General features: G+C 72.7%; 16 protein-coding genes. 13 read left to right on the top strand and 3 right to left on the bottom strand.

Translation table 11 applies throughout. The features are described from left to right. The first annotated feature begins 129 nt into the window (after nucleotides 1-129). The 4 genes from JT723_RS06665 to mutM all read left to right on the top strand — a co-directional run bounded on the left by JT723_RS06665 (nucleotide 130) and on the right by mutM (nucleotide 2835). Complete coding sequence (locus tag JT723_RS06665) at nucleotides 130-753, top strand: YceD family protein (RefSeq protein ID WP_205043651.1); 624 nt, start codon at nucleotides 130-132, stop codon at nucleotides 751-753. A gap of 2 nt (nucleotides 754-755) precedes the next feature. Beyond that, the gene (rpmF, locus tag JT723_RS06670) at nucleotides 756-929 is read left to right on the top strand and encodes a 50S ribosomal protein L32 (protein ID WP_073500419.1); all 174 of its coding nucleotides are present in this window, start codon (nucleotides 756-758) and stop codon (nucleotides 927-929) included. Between the two features lie 19 nt (nucleotides 930-948). After that, nucleotides 949-1698: a ribonuclease III gene (gene rnc / locus JT723_RS06675; protein WP_205043527.1), complete on the top strand. Its 750-nt coding sequence runs from the start codon at nucleotides 949-951 to the stop codon at nucleotides 1696-1698. 270 nt (nucleotides 1699-1968) lie between these two features. Next, nucleotides 1969-2835 carry a bifunctional DNA-formamidopyrimidine glycosylase/DNA-(apurinic or apyrimidinic site) lyase gene (gene mutM / locus JT723_RS06680; protein WP_205043528.1) on the top strand — a complete coding sequence of 289 codons (867 nt, stop codon included), beginning with the start codon at nucleotides 1969-1971 and terminating at the stop codon, nucleotides 2833-2835. Here the strand turns inward: mutM and JT723_RS06685 are convergent. Further along, nucleotides 2808-3200 carry a winged helix-turn-helix transcriptional regulator gene (locus JT723_RS06685; protein ID WP_205043529.1) on the bottom strand — a complete coding sequence of 131 codons (393 nt, stop codon included), beginning with the start codon at nucleotides 3198-3200 and terminating at the stop codon, nucleotides 2808-2810. The two genes, mutM and JT723_RS06685, sit on opposite strands and share 28 nt — an antisense overlap. A 61-nt stretch (nucleotides 3201-3261) precedes the next feature. Continuing rightward, complete coding sequence (locus JT723_RS06690) at nucleotides 3262-4125, bottom strand: CAP domain-containing protein (RefSeq protein WP_205043530.1); 864 nt, start codon at nucleotides 4123-4125, stop codon at nucleotides 3262-3264. A gap of 137 nt (nucleotides 4126-4262) precedes the next feature. Between JT723_RS06690 and JT723_RS06695 the strand changes: the two genes are divergently transcribed. The 5 genes from JT723_RS06695 (at nucleotide 4263) to ftsY (ending at nucleotide 11972) form a co-directional block, all read left to right on the top strand. Continuing rightward, nucleotides 4263-4544, top strand: a complete 282-nt coding sequence (locus JT723_RS06695; RefSeq protein WP_205043531.1) for an acylphosphatase — start codon at nucleotides 4263-4265, stop codon at nucleotides 4542-4544. A gap of 367 nt (nucleotides 4545-4911) precedes the next feature. Then, on the top strand, nucleotides 4912-5112 hold the full coding sequence (locus tag JT723_RS06700) for a hypothetical protein (protein WP_033173079.1): 201 nt from the start codon (nucleotides 4912-4914) through the stop codon (nucleotides 5110-5112). Nucleotides 5113-5335: 223 nt separating this feature from the next. Further along, nucleotides 5336-9172, top strand: coding sequence for an SMC hinge domain-related protein (locus JT723_RS06705; protein WP_205043532.1), 3837 nt, complete (start codon nucleotides 5336-5338; stop codon nucleotides 9170-9172). A 94-nt stretch (nucleotides 9173-9266) separates the two neighbouring features. Beyond that, nucleotides 9267-10682, top strand: coding sequence for a sugar porter family MFS transporter (locus tag JT723_RS06710; protein WP_251512472.1), 1416 nt, complete (start codon nucleotides 9267-9269; stop codon nucleotides 10680-10682). Between the two features lie 78 nt (nucleotides 10683-10760). Continuing rightward, complete coding sequence (ftsY, locus tag JT723_RS06715) at nucleotides 10761-11972, top strand: signal recognition particle-docking protein FtsY (protein ID WP_205043533.1); 1212 nt, start codon at nucleotides 10761-10763, stop codon at nucleotides 11970-11972. A gap of 142 nt (nucleotides 11973-12114) precedes the next feature. On the opposite strand, the gene JT723_RS06720 is transcribed toward ftsY, so the two are convergent. Next, nucleotides 12115-12837 (bottom strand): bifunctional DNA primase/polymerase, encoded by a 723-nt coding sequence (locus JT723_RS06720; protein ID WP_205043534.1) that lies wholly within the window; start codon nucleotides 12835-12837, stop codon nucleotides 12115-12117. A 351-nt stretch (nucleotides 12838-13188) separates the two neighbouring features. Between JT723_RS06720 and nsdA the strand changes: the two genes are divergently transcribed. The 4 genes from nsdA (at nucleotide 13189) to JT723_RS06740 (ending at nucleotide 18998) form a co-directional block, all read left to right on the top strand. After that, nucleotides 13189-14646: a transcriptional repressor NsdA gene (gene nsdA / locus JT723_RS06725; protein ID WP_251512474.1), complete on the top strand. Its 1458-nt coding sequence runs from the start codon at nucleotides 13189-13191 to the stop codon at nucleotides 14644-14646. Nucleotides 14647-14875: 229 nt separating this feature from the next. Continuing rightward, nucleotides 14876-16207, top strand: a complete 1332-nt coding sequence (locus JT723_RS06730; RefSeq protein ID WP_205043536.1) for an ammonium transporter — start codon at nucleotides 14876-14878, stop codon at nucleotides 16205-16207. Further along, nucleotides 16204-16542 carry a P-II family nitrogen regulator gene (locus JT723_RS06735; RefSeq protein ID WP_033173073.1) on the top strand — a complete coding sequence of 113 codons (339 nt, stop codon included), beginning with the start codon at nucleotides 16204-16206 and terminating at the stop codon, nucleotides 16540-16542. Before JT723_RS06730 ends, JT723_RS06735 begins: the two co-directional genes overlap by 4 nt. Nucleotides 16543-16568: 26 nt before the next feature. Beyond that, nucleotides 16569-18998, top strand: coding sequence for a [protein-PII] uridylyltransferase (locus JT723_RS06740; protein WP_205043537.1), 2430 nt, complete (start codon nucleotides 16569-16571; stop codon nucleotides 18996-18998). Nucleotides 18999-19128: the final 130 nt, after the last annotated feature.

The following is a 19128-nucleotide window of genomic DNA, read 5'->3' on the forward strand; positions in this document are numbered from 1 at the left end:
CGCACTGGCCCGTTTGGGCGGGGGCTGCGCGTCCAGTATCCTGTCACTTCCAGCCGTGTGAATCGCCGGCGCTTCCGCCTGCCCGCCCACCCACGGGCGCCGCAGGTAAGACCGAGGAAAGCAGGAGCCCTGAACACCCGCCTTGACCACCGCAACCCCCTCGTGTTCGACACGCACGAGCTGGGCAGGCGCCCGGGCGCGATGAAGAAGGTCTCCCGCTCGGTGCCGGCCCCCGACGACCTCGGCATCGCCGACGTCATCGGGGTGCCGAAGGGCGCCACCGTCGAGCTGGAACTCCGCCTGGAGTCGGTCATGGAGGGCGTGCTGGTCACCGGCACCGCCCATGCACCGGTCACGGGGGAGTGCGTAAGGTGTCTGGAGCCGGTCGAGCGCGAGCTGGACGCGGACTTCCAGGAGATGTTCTCCTACCCCGACGCCGACACCCGGACCGCCCGCAGGGACGAAGCCGGTGACGACGCCGAGGACGAGGACACGCTTGAACTAGAGGACGACCTGTTCGACCTCGAACCCGTGCTGCGAGACGCGGTGGTGCTCGCACTGCCCATGCAGCCGGTGTGCCGGGAGGACTGCGCGGGCCTGTGCTCCACGTGCGGAGCCCGGCTCGCCGACGACCCGGACCACCACCACGACGTCACCGACATCCGGTGGGCGGCCCTGCAGGATCTCACCGTGGATCCGACAACCCAGCAGAACGGTGCCGGAAACGGCTCCGACGACGATCAGGAGAAGTAGCCGTGGCTGTTCCCAAGCGGAAGATGTCGCGCAGCAACACGCGCCACCGCCGTTCGCAGTGGAAGGCTGCGCCCGTGAGCCTGGTGGCGTGCGAGCGCTGCCACGAGCCGAAGCTGCAGCACATCGCGTGCCCCAACTGCGGCACCTACAACCGCCGTCAGGTCCTCGACGTCTGATCGGCAGGTGACAGGCTCCATGTCAGACGCCTCAGCGCCGAAGCAGGCCGCGACGGACGCCACGACGGATACAGCCTCGTCCCACACGCTTCTGGAAGGGCGGCTCGGGTATCACCTTGAGCCCGCCCTTCTGGTGCGTGCGCTCACCCACCGCTCGTACGCGTACGAGAACGGCGGGCTGCCCACCAACGAGCGGCTGGAGTTCCTCGGGGACTCCGTGCTCGGCCTGGTGGTCACCGACACCCTCTACCGCACCCACCCCGACCTGCCGGAAGGCCAACTGGCCAAGCTGCGGGCCGCGGTGGTCAACTCCCGGGCACTCGCGGGCGTCAGCCGGGGGCTCGACCTCGGCGCGTTCATCCGCCTGGGCCGCGGCGAAGAGGGCACCGGCGGGCGGGACAAGGCCTCCATCCTCGCGGACACCCTCGAAGCGGTGATCGGCGCCGTCTACCTCGACCAGGGCCTCGACGCGGCCTCCGAGCTGGTCCACCGGCTCTTCGACCCGCTCATCGAGGAGTCCTCCAACCTGGGCGCAGGCCTGGACTGGAAGACCAGCCTCCAGGAACTCACCGCGAGCGAGAGCCTGGGCGTCCCCGAATACGTCGTCTCCGAGTCGGGACCCGACCACGAGAAGACCTTCACGGCTGCCGCCCGCGTCGGTGGTGTCGAGTACGGCACCGGCACCGGCCGCAGCAAGAAGGAAGCCGAGCAGCAGGCGGCCGAGGCCGCCTGGCGCTCCATCCGCAAAACCTCCGCCGCCGCGAGCTGACGGCACCCCCCGGGGTGCCTCCGGGTGCCCCGGGCCGGCGCCCCTTCCGCGGGCCGCGGTGGCCGTGCGGTTCCCTTGCGCAGGGGGGCACCCCCCAGGGGCGCGGGGAACTGCGCGACCAGCCGTCGACGGGCTGCACGTCGTCACCGGCCCGAAGGGGCTGTTGCTGTCGGAGACGGACCACCCGCCGGTGGGGGGCTGGGCGGGCAGTTCCCCGCGCCCCCTGGGGTTACCCCTGCCGAAGGGGGACCCTTCGTGGAAGGAAAGGGCATGCCGGAGCTGCCGGAAGTGGAAGTGGTGCGGCGGGGACTGGCGCGCTGGGCAGCAGGCCGAACCGTCGAGACGGTGAGCGTCCTGCACCCGCGTGCCGTACGCCGCCACGCGGCCGGCGCGGAGGACTTCGCTGCGGGCCTGAAAGGCCAGGAGCTGGGCGCCCCCCACCGCAGGGGCAAGTACATGTGGCTGCCGGTCACAGACCGGGCAGCCCTGCTCGCTCACCTCGGCATGAGCGGGCAGTTCCTGATCCGCCCGGCCGGCGCACCGGCGGAGACCCATCTGCGGGTGCGCCTGACCTTCGCCGACGACGAGGGCACGGACCTGCGGTTCGTGGACCAGCGCACCTTCGGCGGGCTGTCGCTCCAGGAGACCGTCCCCGGCGACCCGGAGAGCCTGCCGCAGGCCCTGACGCACATCGCCCGCGACCCGCTGGACCCGCAGTTCGACGAGGAAGCCTTCCACGCGGCCCTGCGCCGCAAGCGCACCACCGTCAAGCGGGCGCTGCTGGACCAGAGCCTGATCAGCGGCGTCGGCAACATCTACGCCGACGAGGCGCTGTGGCGCAGCAAACTGCACTACGAGCGGCCGACCGCGGGCATGACCCGTCCGCGTACCGCCGAGCTGGTCCGGCACATCCGCGAGGTGATGGGCGACGCGCTGGCCGCCGGCGGCACCAGCTTCGACAGCATGTACGTCAACGTGAACGGCGAGTCCGGCTACTTCGACCGGTCGCTGGACGCGTACGGCCGCGAGGACCAGCCGTGCCGCCGCTGCGGTACGCCGATCAGGCGCCGTGCGTGGATGAACAGGTCGAGCTACTTCTGCCCGCGCTGTCAGCCGGTGCCGCGCGCCGCGTCGTAGGCCCGCTGGGCGGCGAGCACCTCGGGCATCCGCTCCTCGACCAGGCCGATCAGGGCGAGCAGCCGGTCCGCGGTGTCCGCGCCCAGTTCGGTGAGCCGGTACTCGACGTGCGGGGGACTGGTCGGCCGGGCGTCCCTGACGACCAGGCCGTCGCGCTCCAGGGCGTGCAGCGTCTGCGAGAGCATCTTCTCGCTGACCCCGTCGACCCGGCGCCGCAGCTCGTTGAAGCGCAGCGCGTCCTCGCGCAGCGCGCTCAGTGTGAGGCTGCCCCAGCGGCCGGTGACGTGCCCAAGCGTGGAGCGCGAGGGGCAGTCCCGCTCGAAGACGTCGAAGACGTCCGCCACCCGCACCCCGCTCTCACCCATGGCCAGAGCGTACCCCGCGACAGCGCCCCCCAGCGGGACCCGCCGCGGCCGGGGAAGCGGCTCAGAAGCCGAAGTCCTGGGTCCACCACGGGCCGCCGGTGCCGAAGTGGATGCCGACGCCGAGGGTGGTGTAGTCGCAGTTGAGGATGTTCGCGCGGTGGCCGGGGCTGTTCATCCAGGCGGTCATCACCGCTTCCGCGTCCGCCTGGCCGCGGGCGATGTTCTCGCCGCCGAGGTTGCTGATGCCGCGGGCCTTGGCGCGGTCCCAGGGGGTGTGGCCGTCGGGGTCGGTGTGGTCGAAGAAGCCGCGGGCTGCCATGTCGTCGCTGAAGGCCTGCGCGAGCCCGTCGAGCGAGGAGCTGGCGGTCAGCGGCTTGCAGCCGGCCGTGGCGCGCTCCTTGTTGACCAGCGACAGGATGGCCGCCCTGGTGGCGGTCAGCTTGTCGCTGCTGGGGCTCGGGGCGGGCGCCCTGGTGGCGGGGGTGCGCACGGGCGTGGTGGGCACCGCCACCGTACGGGTCGGCGTCGGCGAGGCGCTCGCGGACGGCTTGGCGGTCGTCGGGGCCGCGGAAGCCCGCACCGTCGGTGTGGTCGCGGAAGGGGAGGGCGTCGCAGAGAGCGAGGGGCTGCCGGTGCCGGGGATGGCGGTGTGGCTGGTGCCCTGGGGCGAGGGGAGGTCGCTGCCGGTCTGTGCGGGGCCGCTCGGCCCGTCGGCCTGTGCGCCGCCCCTGCCGCCGCCGTCGTAGGTCAGCCCGCCGGTCACTCCTGACAGCAGCCCGGACGACGCGGCGACCGCGCCCACCGCCATGACCGCAGAGGTGGTCAGCAGCCCGGTGCGCACCGGGTGGTGCCGGCGGCGGCCCCGGTGGCTGTGCGGACCGGGCTGCGACGCGGCAGGCTGCGCCTGACGGCTGTGTCGGCCCATCGGTGCGCTCCTCCATGCTTCACGGTGCTTCACCTGTTCGAGTGAAGTCCTGCTGCGGGGCGACTGTAGCGAATCGCGCCTCGCGGTGCGGTGCTCCGGTCGCAACCGGTGGCCTGCCGACCGGATAACCTCCCCGCATGAACGAAAATGTCCGGCTCACCGCCTGGGTGCGGGGCCGGGTGCAGGGTGTGGGTTTCCGGTGGTGGACCAGGGCCACCGCGCTGGAGATCGGCGGCCTGTCCGGTTACGCGGGCAACCTCGGCGACGGCCGGGTGCAGGTCGTCGCCGAAGGCGCCCGTGACCAGTGTCAGCAGCTGCTCGACTGGCTGCAGCACGGCGACACGCCCGGCCGCGCCGACGGCGTCACGGAAATCTGGTCGGAGCCGCGCGGTGGGTACGACGGGTTCGAGATCCGCTGACCGTCACGCCGCCCGCGTCGGCGGCCCGCGGCGGCAGCACCCGGGTGGCCGAAGTTCCGCGATTGGACGGGCACGACCGGTTGCCATATCGCGGATGTCGTGTCAGGCTGCCCCCACGAGGATGATCTCGATGCCACGCGGGCAGCCCGCGGCGCCTTTTGCGCCGTGATTTCTGAGGCGGACCCGACGACTGGGCTGTGATCGTGTTGACCGTTCTTTTATTTGGTGAGACGCTGGAAGCCCCGCGCAACGTGGCTCCAACGAATGCTCAGCGGCGGTCACGGCATCCAAGCTTGCGCGGGCGCGTACCCCTCACCCACGACCCAAACCGCTTCGGTCGGTCACTCAGCGTGGAGGACCATCCATCATGGCAAAGGCGCTTCTCGGTTACGTCGGCGGTCCCGACCCGCGACTCCTCGCCGAGATGCGAAGGCTGCAGCAGCGTGTTCAGGACCTGGAATCCGAGCTGATCCGGATGCAGGCCCAGAACGACGCGCTGACTGTCGCGTCGCACGAAGAGTCGCTGCTCAGCATCGACGTCGCTCACGCGGAGCCCGTACTCGCCTGATCCGGCGACCCCGCCGGACCGGGTTGTCCAGGGACACCGCCTGGGACTGTGCAGCAGCTCACAGGCTGACACCGCAGAATCTGCAGTAACCGCAAGGGACGCTTCGGCGTCCCTTCGTCGTGGCACCCTCCCCCTTGAGACCGGCCCCTTGCCGCTCCTTACCGTCTGATGTGCCCTGCACATTCCCTGGTGAAACGCCAGGCGGCTAGTAGAGTCGGCGGGCGTGCATCTCAAGAGCCTCACGCTGCGCGGCTTCAAGTCCTTCGCCTCGGCGACGACGCTGCGCTTCGAACCCGGAATCACCTGCGTCGTCGGCCCCAACGGCTCCGGCAAGTCCAATGTGGTCGACGCGCTGTCCTGGGTCATGGGCGAGCAGGGGGCCAAGTCGCTGCGCGGCGGCAAGATGGAGGACGTCATCTTCGCCGGCACCACGGGGCGGCCCCCGCTGGGCCGCGCCGAGGTGTCGCTGACCATCGACAACACCGACGGTGTGCTGCCCATCGAGTACGCCGAGGTCACCATCACGCGGATCATGTTCCGCAACGGCGGCAGCGAGTACCAGATCAACGGCGACACCTGCCGGCTGCTGGACATCCAGGAACTGCTGTCCGACTCCGGCATCGGCCGCGAGATGCACGTCATCGTCGGCCAGGGCCAGCTCGACTCGGTGCTGCACGCCGACCCCATGGGACGGCGCGCCTTCATCGAGGAGGCGGCCGGTGTCCTCAAGCACCGCAAGCGCAAGGAGAAGGCGCTGCGGAAGCTCGACGCGATGCAGGCCAACCTCGCCCGCGTCACCGACCTCACCGGCGAACTGCGCCGCCAGCTCAAACCGCTCGGCCGGCAGGCCCAGGTCGCCCGCAGGGCCGCCGTCATCCAGGCCGACCTGCGCGACGCCCGGCTGCGGCTGCTCGCCGACGACCTGGTCACGCTGCGCGAGGCGCTGCGCGCCGAGGTCGCGGACGAAGCCGCCCTCAAGGAGCGCAAGGAGGCCGTCGAGACCGAACTGGCCGAGGCCGTACGCCGCGAGGCCCGGCTTGAGGAGCAGGTCCGCGAGCTGACCCCGCGGGTCAACGAGGCGCAGGCCACCTGGTACGCGCTGTCCCAGCTGACCGAACGGGTCCGCGGCACCATCGGCCTCGCCGAGCAGCGGCACCGGCACGCCACCGGCCAGCCCGCCGAGGAGCGGCGCGGCCGCGACCCCGAGGACATGGAACGCGAAGCCGCCCGCATCCGCGAGCAGGAGGCCGAGCTGAGCGAGGCGCTGGATGCCGCCCAGCGCGCCCTGGACGACACGGTCGGGCACCGTGCCGAGCTGGAACACCGGCTCGCGGAGGAGGAAGGCAGGCTGCGCAGCGCCGCCCGCGCCATCGCCGACCGCCGCGAAGGCCTGGCCCGGCTCAGCGGCCAGGTCAACGCCGCCCGCTCCAAGGCCGCCTCCGCTGAGGCCGAGATCGGCCGGCTGGCCGCCGCCCGCGACGAGGCCCGCGACCGGGCCGAGTCCGCGCAGGCCGAGTACGAGGAGCTGCGCGCCCAGGTCGAGGGCCTCGACGCCGACGACTCCGAGCTCGAGGCCCGCTTCGAGGCGGCCCGCGCCGACCAGGCCGCGGCCGACGAGGACTTCACCGCCGCCCGCGAGGCCGCCACCGCCGCCGAGCGCCGCAGGGCCGCGGTCGCCGCCCGCCGCGACGCCCTCGCGCCCGCGCTGCGCCGCAAGGACGGCAGCGGCGCGCTGCTGGCCGGTGCCGCCGACGGCGCCGGCGGCCCGCTCACCGGGGTCCTCGGCCCCGCCGCGACCCTGCTCCGGGTCGCCCCCGGCTACGAGATCCCGGTCGCCGCGGCGCTGGGCGCCGCCGCCGACGCGGTCGCGGTCAGCGGCCTGTCGGCCGCCGCCGAGGCCCTGCGGATGCTCCGCAAGGAGGACGCAGGCCGCGCCGCCCTCCTCCTCGCGACCCCCACCCCCCTGCCCGGCGTCCCCGAACCGCGCCCTGGCGACGAGCGCCACGCCCCGTCCGACCCGGGCGGCGGCGGTGAGCGGCAGCCCGGCGGCGGGCGGTATGACTCCGGCCAGGGCGGCGGCGAGCACGGGCAGGGTCACCTGGGTGCGTCCGGCGCGCAGCCGCTCGGCTTCGCCGGGGACCCGGTGGGTGCCGCCGGTGCGGGTGGCGGCGGCGAGCCGCAGGTCGCCGCGCCGGTGACGGGGCTGCCCGAGCAGCGGCGGGCGTCGCTGCCGGCCGGCGTGCGCTATGCCGCGGACCTGGTGGCGGGCGGCGAGGACCTGATGCCCGCCGTTCGGGTGCTGCTGCGGGACGTCGTCGTCGTGGAGTCGCTGGAGGACGCCGAGGCCCTGGTCGGCGCGCGGCCCGAGCTGACCGCGGTGACCGCGGAGGGCGACCTGCTGGCCGCGCACACCGCGGTCGGCGGCAGTGCGAAGGCGCCGAGCCTGCTGGAGGTCCAGGCGCAGGTGGACGAGGCGACCGCGGAGCTGGAGCGGCTGGAAGAGCAGTGCGCGCAGCTGGCGGACCGCCAGCAGGAGGCCAAGGAGCGGCGTTCGGCGGCGGCCAGGGCCGTGGACGAGCTGGGCCAGCGGCGCAGGGCCGCGGAGAAGGCCAAGTCGTCGGTCGCCCAGCAGCTCGGCCGGCTCGGCGGCCAGGCCCGGGCCGCCGCGGGCGAGGCGGACCGTGCCGCCACCGCGGTCGGCCGCAGCCAGGAGTCGCTGGCCGCGGCACGCGAGGAGTTCGAGGAACTGTCCTACCGGCTGAGCGAGGCCCAGGAGGAGCCGGGCGAGGAGGAGCCCGACACCTCCGTACGCGACCGGCTCGCCGCCGACGGTGCCAACGCGCGGCAGACGGAGATGGAGGCGCGGCTCCAGCTGCGTACGCACGAGGAGCGCGTCAAGGGACTGGCGGGACGGGCCGACGGCCTGGACCGGGCCGCCCGCGCAGAACGCGAGACCCGGGCCAGAGCCGAGCGCCGCAGGCTGCGGCTGGCCTACGAGGCGTCGGTGGCCGCCGCGGTGCGGGACGGGGCGCGCGGGCTGCTGGACTGCGTTCAGGTCTCACTGGCCCGGGCCGAGGCGGAACGCGTGGCCGCCGAGCAGGCCAGGGCCGAGCGCGAGGCGGAACTGGGCCAGGAGCGCCGCCGCGGCCGCGAGTTGAAGAGCGAGCTCGACCGGCTCACCGGCGACGTCCACAAGGGTGAGGTGCTGGGCGCGGAGAAGCGGCTGCGGATCGAGCAGCTGGAGGCCAGGGCGCTGGAGGAGCACGGCATGGAGCCGGCCGGCCTGGTCGCCGAGTACGGCCCCGACCAGCCCGTGCCGCCGTCGCTGCCCGCCGAGGGCGAGGTGCTGCCCGAGGACCCGCAGGACCCGCGCAACCTGCCGCGTCCCTTCGTGCGCCCCGAGCAGGAGAAGCGCCTCAAGGCGGCGGAGAAGGCGTACGCCCAGCTCGGCAAGGTCAACCCGCTGGCCCTCGAGGAGTTCGCGGCCCTTGAGGAGCGGCACAAATTCCTCACCGAGCAGCTGGAGGACCTGCGCAAGACCAGGGCCGACCTGCTCCAGGTGGTCAAGGACGTCGACGAGCGCGTCGAGCAGGTCTTCACCGCCGCCTTCCACGACACCGCCAGGGAGTTCGAGGGCGTCTTCTCCCGGCTCTTCCCCGGGGGCGAGGGCCGGCTGCTGCTCACCGACCCGGACAACATGCTCACCACGGGCGTCGACGTGGAGGCCAGGCCGCCGGGCAAGAAGGTCAAGCGGCTGTCGCTGCTGTCGGGCGGCGAGCGCTCGCTGACCGCGGTGGCGATGCTGGTGTCGATCTTCAAGGCGCGGCCGAGCCCCTTCTACGTGATGGACGAGGTGGAGGCCGCCCTGGACGACACCAACCTGCAGCGGCTGATCCGCATCATGGAGGAGCTGCAGGAAAGCTCCCAGCTCATCGTCATCACCCACCAGAAGCGGACGATGGAGGTCGCCGACGCCCTCTACGGCGTCTCGATGCAGGGCGACGGCGTGTCCAAGGTGATTAGTCAGCGTCTGCGGGAAGGCGGCCGTAAGACCGCCTGACGGCCCCCTCCAAGTGGTGGCCGCCGCGCGGTCGGCCAAGACTTGAAGATCCAGCCCTCGTGCGGGGGCCGGACACCGGGGACGAGGAGCTGATGTGACCAGCACGGAAGGCGTCCCGGGGACGGACGAGAAGTCCCCGCGGCCCGAACACCTGGGCCACGTCATCTTCATCACCGCAGCCGCCGCCATGGGCGGCTTCCTCTTCGGCTACGACAGCTCTGTCATCAACGGCGCCGTCGAGGCGATCCGCGACAAGTACGACATCGGCTCCGGCACCCTCGCCCAGGTCATCGCCATCGCCCTGATCGGCTGTGCCATCGGCGCCGCCACCGCCGGGCGGATCGCCGACCGCATCGGCCGTATCCGCTGCATGCAGATCGCCTCGGTGATGTTCACCATCAGCGCGGTCGGCTCTGCCCTGCCCTTCGCCCTGTGGGACCTGGCCTTCTGGCGGATCATCGGCGGCTTCGCCATCGGCATGGCCTCGGTCATCGGCCCCGCCTACATCGCCGAGGTCTCGCCGCCGGCCATCCGCGGCCGGCTCGCGTCCTTCCAGCAGGCCGCGATCGTGCTCGGCATCGCGGTGTCGCAGCTGGTGAACTACGGCATCCTGCAGATCGCGGACGGCGACCAGCGCGGAAAGGTCATCGGCCTGGAGGCCTGGCAGGTCATGCTCGGTGTGATGGTCATCCCCGCGGTGATCTACGGGCTGCTGTCCTTCGTCATCCCCGAGTCGCCGCGCTTCCTGCTCTCCGTCGGCCGGGACTCCGACGCCAGGGCGGTGCTCGCCGACGTCGAGGGCAAGGAGACCGACCTGGACGCCCGGGTGGACGAGATCCGCACCGCGATGCGCCGCGAGCACAAGTCGGTCTTCTCCGACCTGCTCGGCTCGCGCTTCGGCTTCCTGCCCATCGTGTGGATCGGCATCGGCCTGTCGGTCTTCCAGCAGCTGGTCGGCATCAACGTGGCCTTCTACTACTCCTCGACGCTGTGGCAGTCCGTCGGCATCAACCCGTCCGGCTCGTTCTTCTACTCCTTCACGACCTCCATCGTGAACATCATCGGCACGGCCATCGCGATGGTCTTCGTCGACCGGATCGGCCGACGCCCGCTCGCCCTGATCGGCTCCAGCGGCATGGCCGTCTCGCTCGCCCTGGAGGCCTGGGCCTTCTCCGCCAAGAGCGGCGACACCCTGCCGCACGCCCAGGGCGTCGTCGCGCTGGCCGCCGCCCACGTCTTCGTGCTCTTCTTCGCCCTGTCCTGGGGCGTCGTGGTGTGGGTCTTCCTCGGCGAGATGTTCCCGAACAAGATCCGCGCCGCCGCCCTGGGCGTCGCCGCCTCCGCCCAGTGGATCGCCAACTGGGCGATCACCGCGAGCTTCCCGACCCTCGCGGACTGGAACCTGTCGGGCACCTACGTCATCTACACCTGCTTCGCGGTGCTCTCCATCCCCTTCGTGCTGCTCTTCGTGAAGGAGACCAAGGGCAAGACGCTGGAGGAGATGGGGTAGCGGACGCGGTGACCCGGCCGGCGGTACTCGGAGTATCGGGCCGGTGCCGGCGCCCGCGTACCCGATACTGGGGGGGTTATGGAAATCGTCATCCTTGTCGTAGTCATCGCCCTGGTCGTGGTCCTCGCGGCCGGCGGACTGGTCGTCGGCAGCCGCCGCAGGAAGCAGCAGCTGCCGCCCAGCGCCCCGCCGAGCATCCGGAAGACCACAGCGCCGCCCGCGGAACCGCACGTCGGGGACGAGGCCGCGCCCCCGCGGGAGGAAGCCCGCAGGACCATCGAAGAGGTGCCCCTGCCCGGGGCGACCCTCGCGCCCGAGGCCCTGGAGGAGGTGGAGGTCCCGGCGGCGCCGCCGGTCGAGCAGCCCGAGCCGACCGCAGGACGGCTGATCCGGCTGCGCTCCCGCCTGTCCCGTTCGCAGAACACCCTGGGCAAGGGCCTGCTGACGCTGCTGTCCAGGGAGCGCCTGGACGACGCCACGTGGGAAGAGGTCGAGGACACCCTCATCACCGCGGACGTCGGCGTCACCCCGACCCAGGAGCTGGTCGAGCGGCTGCGCACCCGGGTGCGGGTGCTCGGCACCAGGACGCCCGCGGAGCTGCGCGGGCTGCTGCGCGAGGAACTGCTCACGCTGGTCGACCCCTCGCTCGACCGGGTGCTGCGCACCGAGAGCCACGAGGAGTCGCCCGCGGTCGTGCTGGTCGTCGGGGTCAACGGCACCGGCAAGACCACCACCACGGGCAAGCTCGCCCGGGTGCTGGTCGCCGACGGCCGCAGCGTCGTGCTCGGCGCGGCCGACACCTTCCGCGCCGCCGCCGCCGACCAGCTGCAGACCTGGGGCGAGCGGGTCGGCGCGCGGACCGTACGCGGCCCCGAGGGCGGCGACCCCGCCTCGATCGCCTTCGACGCGGTCAAGGAGGGCATCGCCGAGGGCGCCGACACCGTGCTCATCGACACGGCGGGCCGGCTGCACACCAAGACCGGCCTGATGGACGAGCTGGGCAAGGTCAAGCGGGTCGTCGAGAAGCACGGCCCGGTCGACGAGGTGCTGCTGGTCCTGGACGCCACCACCGGTCAGAACGGGCTGGTCCAGGCCCGGGTCTTCGCCGAGGTGGTCGACATCACCGGCATCGTGCTGACCAAGCTCGACGGCACCGCCAAGGGCGGCATCGTGATCGCCGTGCAGCGCGAGCTGGGCGTCCCGGTCAAGCTGGTGGGCCTGGGCGAAGGCGCCGACGACCTCGCGCCCTTCGAGCCCGAGGCCTTCGTGGACGCGCTGATCGGCGAGTAGGCCGCAGCCAGGACAGCGGTAAGGGGCGCCCGTACTTGCGGGCGCCCCTTACGCGTACGGTCACGCGCACGCCCCGGTCATGCGCACGCCTCGGCCATGCGGACGGCCAGGCCGAGGCGGCCGGCTCACGCGTACCGCCGGTTCAGGCGTACGCCCGGGCACGGTGGCACACGAAGGCGAGCGTGCCGAGCAGCAGCCTGGCCTCGGGGGGCTGCGGGGCGGTGCCAGGCAGCGGCTCGCGCAGCCAGCGCACCGGGCCGAGGCCGCCGAGGTCCGACGGGGGAGCGGTGACGTGGTCGCCGGGACCCAGGCAGCGCAGGTCCAGCTCCGCGTCGTCCCAGCCCATGCGGTAGAGCAGGTGCGGCAGTTCGGCCGCCGCGCCCGGCGCGACGAAGAACTGCGCGCGTCCGGCCGGCGTCAGCAGGACGGGGCCGAGCCGCAGCCCCATCCGCTCCAGCCGCACCAGTGCCCGGCGGCCCGGCGCCTCGGCCACCTCGATCACGTCGAAGGAGCGGCCGGCCGGCAGCAGCACCGCCGCGCCCGGCACCCGCGCCCACGCCTCCGCGGCGCCCGCGGGAGCCGCACCGGCCGGGATCTCGTCGGCGAAGGGCAGCGGATGCGCGCCCGGTTCGCGGCACTCTGCGTTGCCGCACGAGCAGGCTCCGCCGCCGCGGGCCACCCGGGCTCCCGGCACCACCGCCCAGCCGCAGCGGCCTGCGTAATCGCCGACCGTGGTGCACACCCCGGCGTGCGTCCGCCGGCGCACGCCGGTACGCACTGCCGGCCGCGCCCCCGCGCCGAGGGCTTCCCGTACGCCGTTCCGCTGCTGTCGCGACTCCCGCATGCTGCCGATCGTGAACACCATGACACCTCCAACGGATCGCCGCCGCGATGGTTACGCGCCCGCCCGACCTCGTGCGACCGGCATGTGTCAAGTGAATCGCCTGGAGTCGCAACCGAGTTCATTCGAAGGGGTGGCGAATGGTGGCGTTTCCCCACCCGTGGTCGCCGGACGAGTGATGCTGGGACTACTTTCAGTTCGTGAGTTCATGGCAGTGAACCGTTCGCATCCTGCGCATGTGCCGCAGGCACCTCCGTCCGGTCCATGGCCACCGGACCGGCCGCCGACACTTTCGGCAACCGGCGGACAGGACCCGAGGGACCCTGGTAATCACTGGGTGGACGGGTCGAGCGAGACCGGGATGGGGGCTTGACCGTGGGCGGCACAGCAGAAAAGCAGCCCAATGCGCAGCTGACGTCGTGGTTCGTGCGCAGCGGCTGGTCCAAGGGCGAGTTGGCCCGGCAGGTCAACCGCAGGGCACGCCAGCTCGGCGCGCACCACGTCAGCACCGACACCTCGCGGGTGCGCCGCTGGCTCGACGGCGAGCAGCCGCGCGAACCGATACCGCGCATCCTGTCCGAGCTGTTCTCCGAGCGCTTCGGCTGCGTCGTGCCCGTCGAGGACCTGGGCCTGCGCTCCGCCCACCAGCCGCAGGCCGGCGGCGACGTGGACCTGCCGTGGGCCGGGCCGCAGACCGTCGAGATGATCAGCGAGTTCTCCCGCAGCGACCTGATGCTCGGCCGCCGCGGCTTCCTCGGCGCCTCCCTGGTGCTGTCCGCGGGGCCGGCCCTGATCGAGCCCATGCAGCGCTGGCTCGTGCCGAACTCGCCGTCCGCCGCCGGCCCCGTCATCGGCGGCCCCCGCGGAGGGGGCGCCCGGCCCTCCCGGCTGTCCGAGCAGGAGCTGCAACTGCTGGAGTCCACCGCGGAGATGTTCCGCGTGTGGGACAACCAGTGCGGCGGCGGCCTGCGCCGCAAGGCGGTCGTCGGCCAGCTGCACGAGGTCACCGACCTGCTCCAGGAGTCGCACCCCGAGGCCGTCGCCCAGCGCCTCTACCGCGTCACCGCCGACCTGGCGGCGCTGGCCGGCTGGATGAGCTACGACGTGGGGCTGCAGCCCACCGCCCAGAAGTACCTGGTGCTCGCGCTGCACGCGGCCAAGGAGGCGGGCGACCGCCCGCTGGGCGCCTTCATCCTGTCCTCGATGAGCCGCCAGATGATCCACCTGGACCGGCCGGACGACGCCCTGGAACTGATCCACCTCGCCCAGTACGGCAGCCGCGAGTCCGCGAGCGCCACCACCCAGGCGATGCTGTACGCGCTGGAGGCCAGGGCGTACGCCAACATGGGCCAGGTCAACAAGTGCCACCGGGCCGTCCGGGCCGCCGAGGACACCTTCACCGAGTCCCGAACGGCCGAGGACCCCAGCTGGATCAGCTTCTTCAACGAGGCCGAGCTGCACGCGGAGAACGCCCATTCCTACCGCGACCTGGCCTATGTTGCGGGCCGCAGCCCCGCCTACGCCTCGCTGGCCCACCCGGTGATGGAGAAGGCCGTCGAGGGTTTCAGCAACGACCCCGTCCACCAGCGCGCCTACGCCCTCAACCTGGTCGGGCTGGCCAGCGTCCACCTGCTGCAGCGCGAACCCGAGCAGGCCGCGCATTTCACCGAGCAGGCCATGACGGTCGCGAAAAGGGTGAGGTCGGAAAGGGTCAACACCCGTATCCGCAAAACCACCGGCACCGCGGTGCGCGACTTCGGCGACGTCCCCGCGGTCCTGCAGCTCTCCGACCGGCTCGCGGTCGAACTGCCCGAGGTCGCCGAGACCGCCTAGCGCGCGGTCGCGCGCCCCGGGCCGCGGCCCGCGATCTCTTTCCCCACCCGTATACATCTTTCACCGCACCGGGGGACGGTTCATCTCCACGTAACACACGCGACTTCTTCGTCACGGCGGCGAAACACCCTGCGGCATCGGGCGAAACCCGGCTCAGCCACTCTCATGGCGAAAACCGGCCCACCCCTGCACAGCCCGCTCGGGCCGTTCGGATGACGAGGAGACGCCGATGGCACCAGCCATCTTCACACTGGCCGCAGATGCGCCCAAGCTCGACTCCGGCAATACCGCGTTTCTGCTGCTCAGCTCCGCGCTGGTGATGCTGATGACACCGGGCCTTGCGTTCTTCTACGGCGGTATGGTCCGGGTGAAAAGCGCCCTGAACATGCTGATGATGAGCTTCATCAGCCTGGGGATCATCACCTTGCTGTGGACAGGCTACGGATTCAGCTTCGCCTTCGACGGCGACCACGGCGGATTCATCGGCGGCACCGACTGGCTCGGCCTGCGCGACATCGCCCCCGATGACCTGTGGGGGGCCACCGGGACGCCGATATTCGCCTTCGCCGCCTTCCAGCTGATGTTCGCGATCATCACCCCCGCGCTGATCAGCGGCGCACTCGCCGACCGCGTCAAGTTCGTGGCCTGGTCGGTCTTCATCGCCCTGTGGGCCACCGTGGTCTACTTCCCCGTCGCCCACTGGGTGTGGGGCGGCGGATGGCTGATGAAGAAGGGCGTCATCGACTTCGCCGGCGGCACCGCGGTCCACATCAACGCCGGTGCGGCCGCCCTCGGGGTCATCCTGGTGATCGGCAAGCGGGTCGGCTTCAAGCGCGACCCCATGCGCCCGCACAGCATGCCGTGGGTCATGCTCGGCGCCGGCCTGCTGTGGTTCGGCTGGTTCGGCTTCAACGCCGGCTCCGAGATCACCGCCGACGGCGTCGCGTCCACCGTCTTCATCAACACCCAGATCGCCACCGCCGCCGCCATGATCGGCTGGCTGCTCTACGAGCGGATCAGGCACGGCTCCTTCACCACCCTGGGCGCCGCCTCCGGCGCGGTCGCAGGACTCGTCGCGATCACCCCGTCCTGCGCCTCGGTCAGCCCGCTGGGCGCCATCGCCGTCGGTGTCATCGCCGGTGTGATCTGCGCCGCCGCTGTGGGCCTGAAGTACCGCTTCAACTACGACGACTCGCTCGACGTGGTCGGCGTCCACATGGTCGGCGGCATCGTCGGCTCGCTGCTCATCGGCCTGCTGGCCACCGGCGGCGTCGGCCAGGACGTCAAGGGCGTCTTCTACGGCGGCGGCTGGCACCAGTTCGGCGTCCAGGCCGTCGGTGTCTTCTCCGTCCTCGGCTACTCCGTGGTGGTCTCCGCGATCCTCGCCAAGGCCATCGACCTGGTGATGGGCTTCAGGGTTCCCGAGGAGATCGAGGTCAGCGGCATCGACCAGGCCGAGCACGCGGAGACCGCGTACGACTTCTCCGGCATCGGCAGCACAGGACACGCGGCGGCACCGGCGGGTGTCGGCACCGCGGCGAGCAAGAAGGTGGACGCGTGAAGCTCATCACCGCGGTCGTGAAGCCACACCGCCTGGACGAGATCAAGGAAGCCCTGCAGGCCTTCGGGGTCCACGGACTGACCGTGACCGAGGCCAGCGGCTACGGCAGACAGCGCGGCCACACCGAGGTCTACCGCGGCGCCGAGTACACCGTCGACCTGGTGCCGAAGATCCGCATAGAGGTCCTGGTCGAGGACTCCGACGCCGACCAGCTCATCGACGTCGTGGTGAAAGCGGCCAGAACCGGCAAAATCGGAGACGGCAAGGTCTGGAGCCTGCCGGTCGACACGGCCGTGCGGGTCCGCACCGGCGAGCGCGGACCCGACGCGCTCTGACCCCCGAACCCAGCGCTGGAGAACGAGTGACCGACAGCGTCGAAGCGCAGGACGACAGTTACGCGGCGGCCCGGCTGCGCCTCCTCACCCAGGAGGCGCGGTCCGGGCCGCCGCGCCGTGCGGCCCTCGCCGCCCTCACCGACCGCTGGCTCAGCGGCCTTGCCACCGACGCCGCCGCGGCGACCGGCACCGGCGGCTGGGCGCTGCTCGCCGTCGGCGGCTACGGCCGCGGCGAGCTGTCGCCGCGCAGCGACCTGGACCTGGTGCTGCTGCACGACTCGGAGAAGTCCGTCGGCGCCCTGGCCGACCGGCTCTGGTACCCGGTGTGGGACCTGGGCCTGGCCCTGGACCACTCGGTGCGCACCCCCGACGAGGCACGCAAGGCCGCAGCCGACGACCTCAAGGTCCAGCTCGGCCTGCTCGACGCCCGCCACATCGCCGGCGACCCCGCCCTCGGCTCCGCCCTGCGCACCGCGGTCCTGGCCGACTGGCGCAACCAGGCGCCCAAGCGGCTGCCCGCACTGCTCGAACTGTGCCAGGAACGGGCCGAGCGCCAGGGCGAGCTGTCCTACCTGCTCGAACCCGACCTCAAGGAAGCCCGCGGCGGCCTGCGGGACGCCACGGCGCTGCGGGCCGTCGCCGCGTCCTGGCTGGCCGACGCCCCCCGCGAGGGCCTGGAGGAGGCGCGCACCCGGCTGCTGGACGCCCGTGACGCCCTGCACCTGGTCACCGGGCGGGCCACCGACCGGCTCGCCCTCCAGGAGCAGGACCAGGTCGCCGCCGCCCTCGGCCTGCTCGACGCCGACGCCCTGCTGCGCCAGGTCTACGAGGCCGCCCGGCGGATCTCCTACGCGTCCGACGTCACCTGGCGCGAGGTCGGCCGGGTGCTGCAGGCCCGCGAGTCCCGCCCGCGCCGGCGGCTGCTCGGCCGCGGCAGGAACACCCTGGGCGCCGGCACACCCGAGCGCGTCCCGCTGGCCGAGGGCGTCGTGGAGCAGGAGGGCGAGGCGGTGCTCGCGCTCGTGGCGAAACCCGACCGCGACCCCGTCCTGCCGCTGCGGGCCGCAGCGGCCGCCGCCCAGGCTGGCCTGCCGCTGTCGCTGCACGCCGTACGCAGGCTGGCCGCCGCCGCCCGCCCGCTGCCCGTGCCGTGGCCCGCGGAAGCCCGCGAGCAGCTGGTCAGGCTGCTGGGGGCGGGCGAGTCCACCGTGCAGGTGTGGGAGGCCCTGGAGGCCGAAGGCCTGGTCACCCGGCTGCTGCCGGACTGGGAGCGGGTCCGCTGTCGCCCGCAGCGCAACGCGGTGCACCGCTTCACCGTCGACCGGCACCTGGTCGAGACCGCGGTGCAGGCAGCCGGCCTCACCCGCCGGGTCGGCCGCCCCGACCTGCTGCTGACCGCGGCCCTGCTGCACGACATCGGCAAGGGCTGGCCCGGCGACCACAGCGAGGCGGGCGAGGTCATCGCCCGCGACATGGCCACCAGGATCGGCTTCACCAGCGCCGACGCCGACACCCTCGCCCTGCTGGTACGCCACCACCTGCTGCTCATCGACACCGCGACCCGGCGCGACCTGGACGACCCGGAGACCATCCGTGCGGTGGCCGGCACCGTACGCGACACCTCCACGCTGGAGCTGCTGGCCGCCCTCACCGAGGCCGACGCCCTGGCCACGGGACCGGCCGCCTGGAGCACCTGGCGGGCCTCGCTGCTGGCCGACCTGGTCGAGCGGGTCGCGGGGGCGCTGGACACCGGTGCGCTGCCCGAGGCCGCAGAGCGGGACTCCACCGCGGAGGAGGAGCGCCTGGCCGTCGAGGCCGCCCGCACCGGCGGCCCCGTCCTCGCCCTGCACGCCCACGCCGAGCCCGACGGCGAGGGCGACGCCCTGGACGAGGCGCTCGGCGTGGAACTGCTGCTCGCCGTCCCGGACCGGCCCGCTCTGCTCGCCCAGGCCGCGGGTGTCCTGGCACTGCACCGGCTCGGCGTCAGGGCCGCCGACCTGCGGGCCGTCGACCCGATCGGCGAGGGCCAGGTCGCGCTGCTCAGCTGGCGGGTCTCGGCGGAGTACGGGGCACTGCCCGAGACCGCGAGGCTGCGGGCCGACCTGGCGCGGGCCTTCGAGGGCACCCTGGACATCGAGGCCAGGCTCGCGGAGCGGGAGGCCGCCTACCCCAGGCGCCGCGGCATCACCGCGCCGCCGCCCCGGGTCACCGTCGCCCCCGGGCACACCTCGCACACCGCGACGGTGATCGAGGTCCGCGCCCACGACGCCCCCGGCCTGCTGCACCGCATCGGCCTGGCCCTGACCGCGACCGGCGTCACCGTGCGCTCGGCCCGCATCTCCACGCTGGGCGCCAACGCGGTCGACGCCTTCTACGTCGTCGGCAAGGACGGCAACCCGCTGCCCCCGCCCCGGGCCGCGGACGTGGCACGACAGGTCGAGGCGGCGCTGCGCTGAGCCCGGTCCCGCCCGCCGCACCCCGGCGGGCGGGACCGGCTTCCTGCCGGGAGCGGACCGGCTTTCTTCCCGGACGGATACTCTGGGAGGCGACGTTTCCCACTCCCGACCCCGAGGATCTGCGACCACC

Origin of the sequence: Actinacidiphila bryophytorum (genome assembly GCF_016916835.1) — a bacterium.
Lineage (GTDB): Bacteria > Actinomycetota > Actinomycetes > Streptomycetales > Streptomycetaceae > Actinacidiphila > Actinacidiphila bryophytorum.

Bases quoted from the DNA above. Each gene is read 5' to 3' on its own strand.
- JT723_RS06695 (WP_205043531.1), top strand. From the start codon at position 4,263: ATGAACGAAAATGTCCGGCTCACCGCCTGGGTGCGGGGCCGGGTGCAG.
- JT723_RS06690 (WP_205043530.1), bottom strand. From the start codon at position 4,125: ATGGGCCGACACAGCCGTCAGGCGCAGCCTGCCGCGTCGCAGCCCGGT.
- JT723_RS06700 (WP_033173079.1), top strand. From the start codon at position 4,912: ATGGCAAAGGCGCTTCTCGGTTACGTCGGCGGTCCCGACCCGCGACTC.
- mutM (WP_205043528.1), top strand. From the start codon at position 1,969: ATGCCGGAGCTGCCGGAAGTGGAAGTGGTGCGGCGGGGACTGGCGCGC.
- ftsY (WP_205043533.1), top strand. From the start codon at position 10,761: ATGGAAATCGTCATCCTTGTCGTAGTCATCGCCCTGGTCGTGGTCCTC.
- JT723_RS06685 (WP_205043529.1), bottom strand. From the start codon at position 3,200: ATGGGTGAGAGCGGGGTGCGGGTGGCGGACGTCTTCGACGTCTTCGAG.
- JT723_RS06730 (WP_205043536.1), top strand. From the start codon at position 14,876: ATGGCACCAGCCATCTTCACACTGGCCGCAGATGCGCCCAAGCTCGAC.
- rnc (WP_205043527.1), top strand. From the start codon at position 949: ATGTCAGACGCCTCAGCGCCGAAGCAGGCCGCGACGGACGCCACGACG.
- JT723_RS06720 (WP_205043534.1), bottom strand. From the start codon at position 12,837: ATGGTGTTCACGATCGGCAGCATGCGGGAGTCGCGACAGCAGCGGAAC.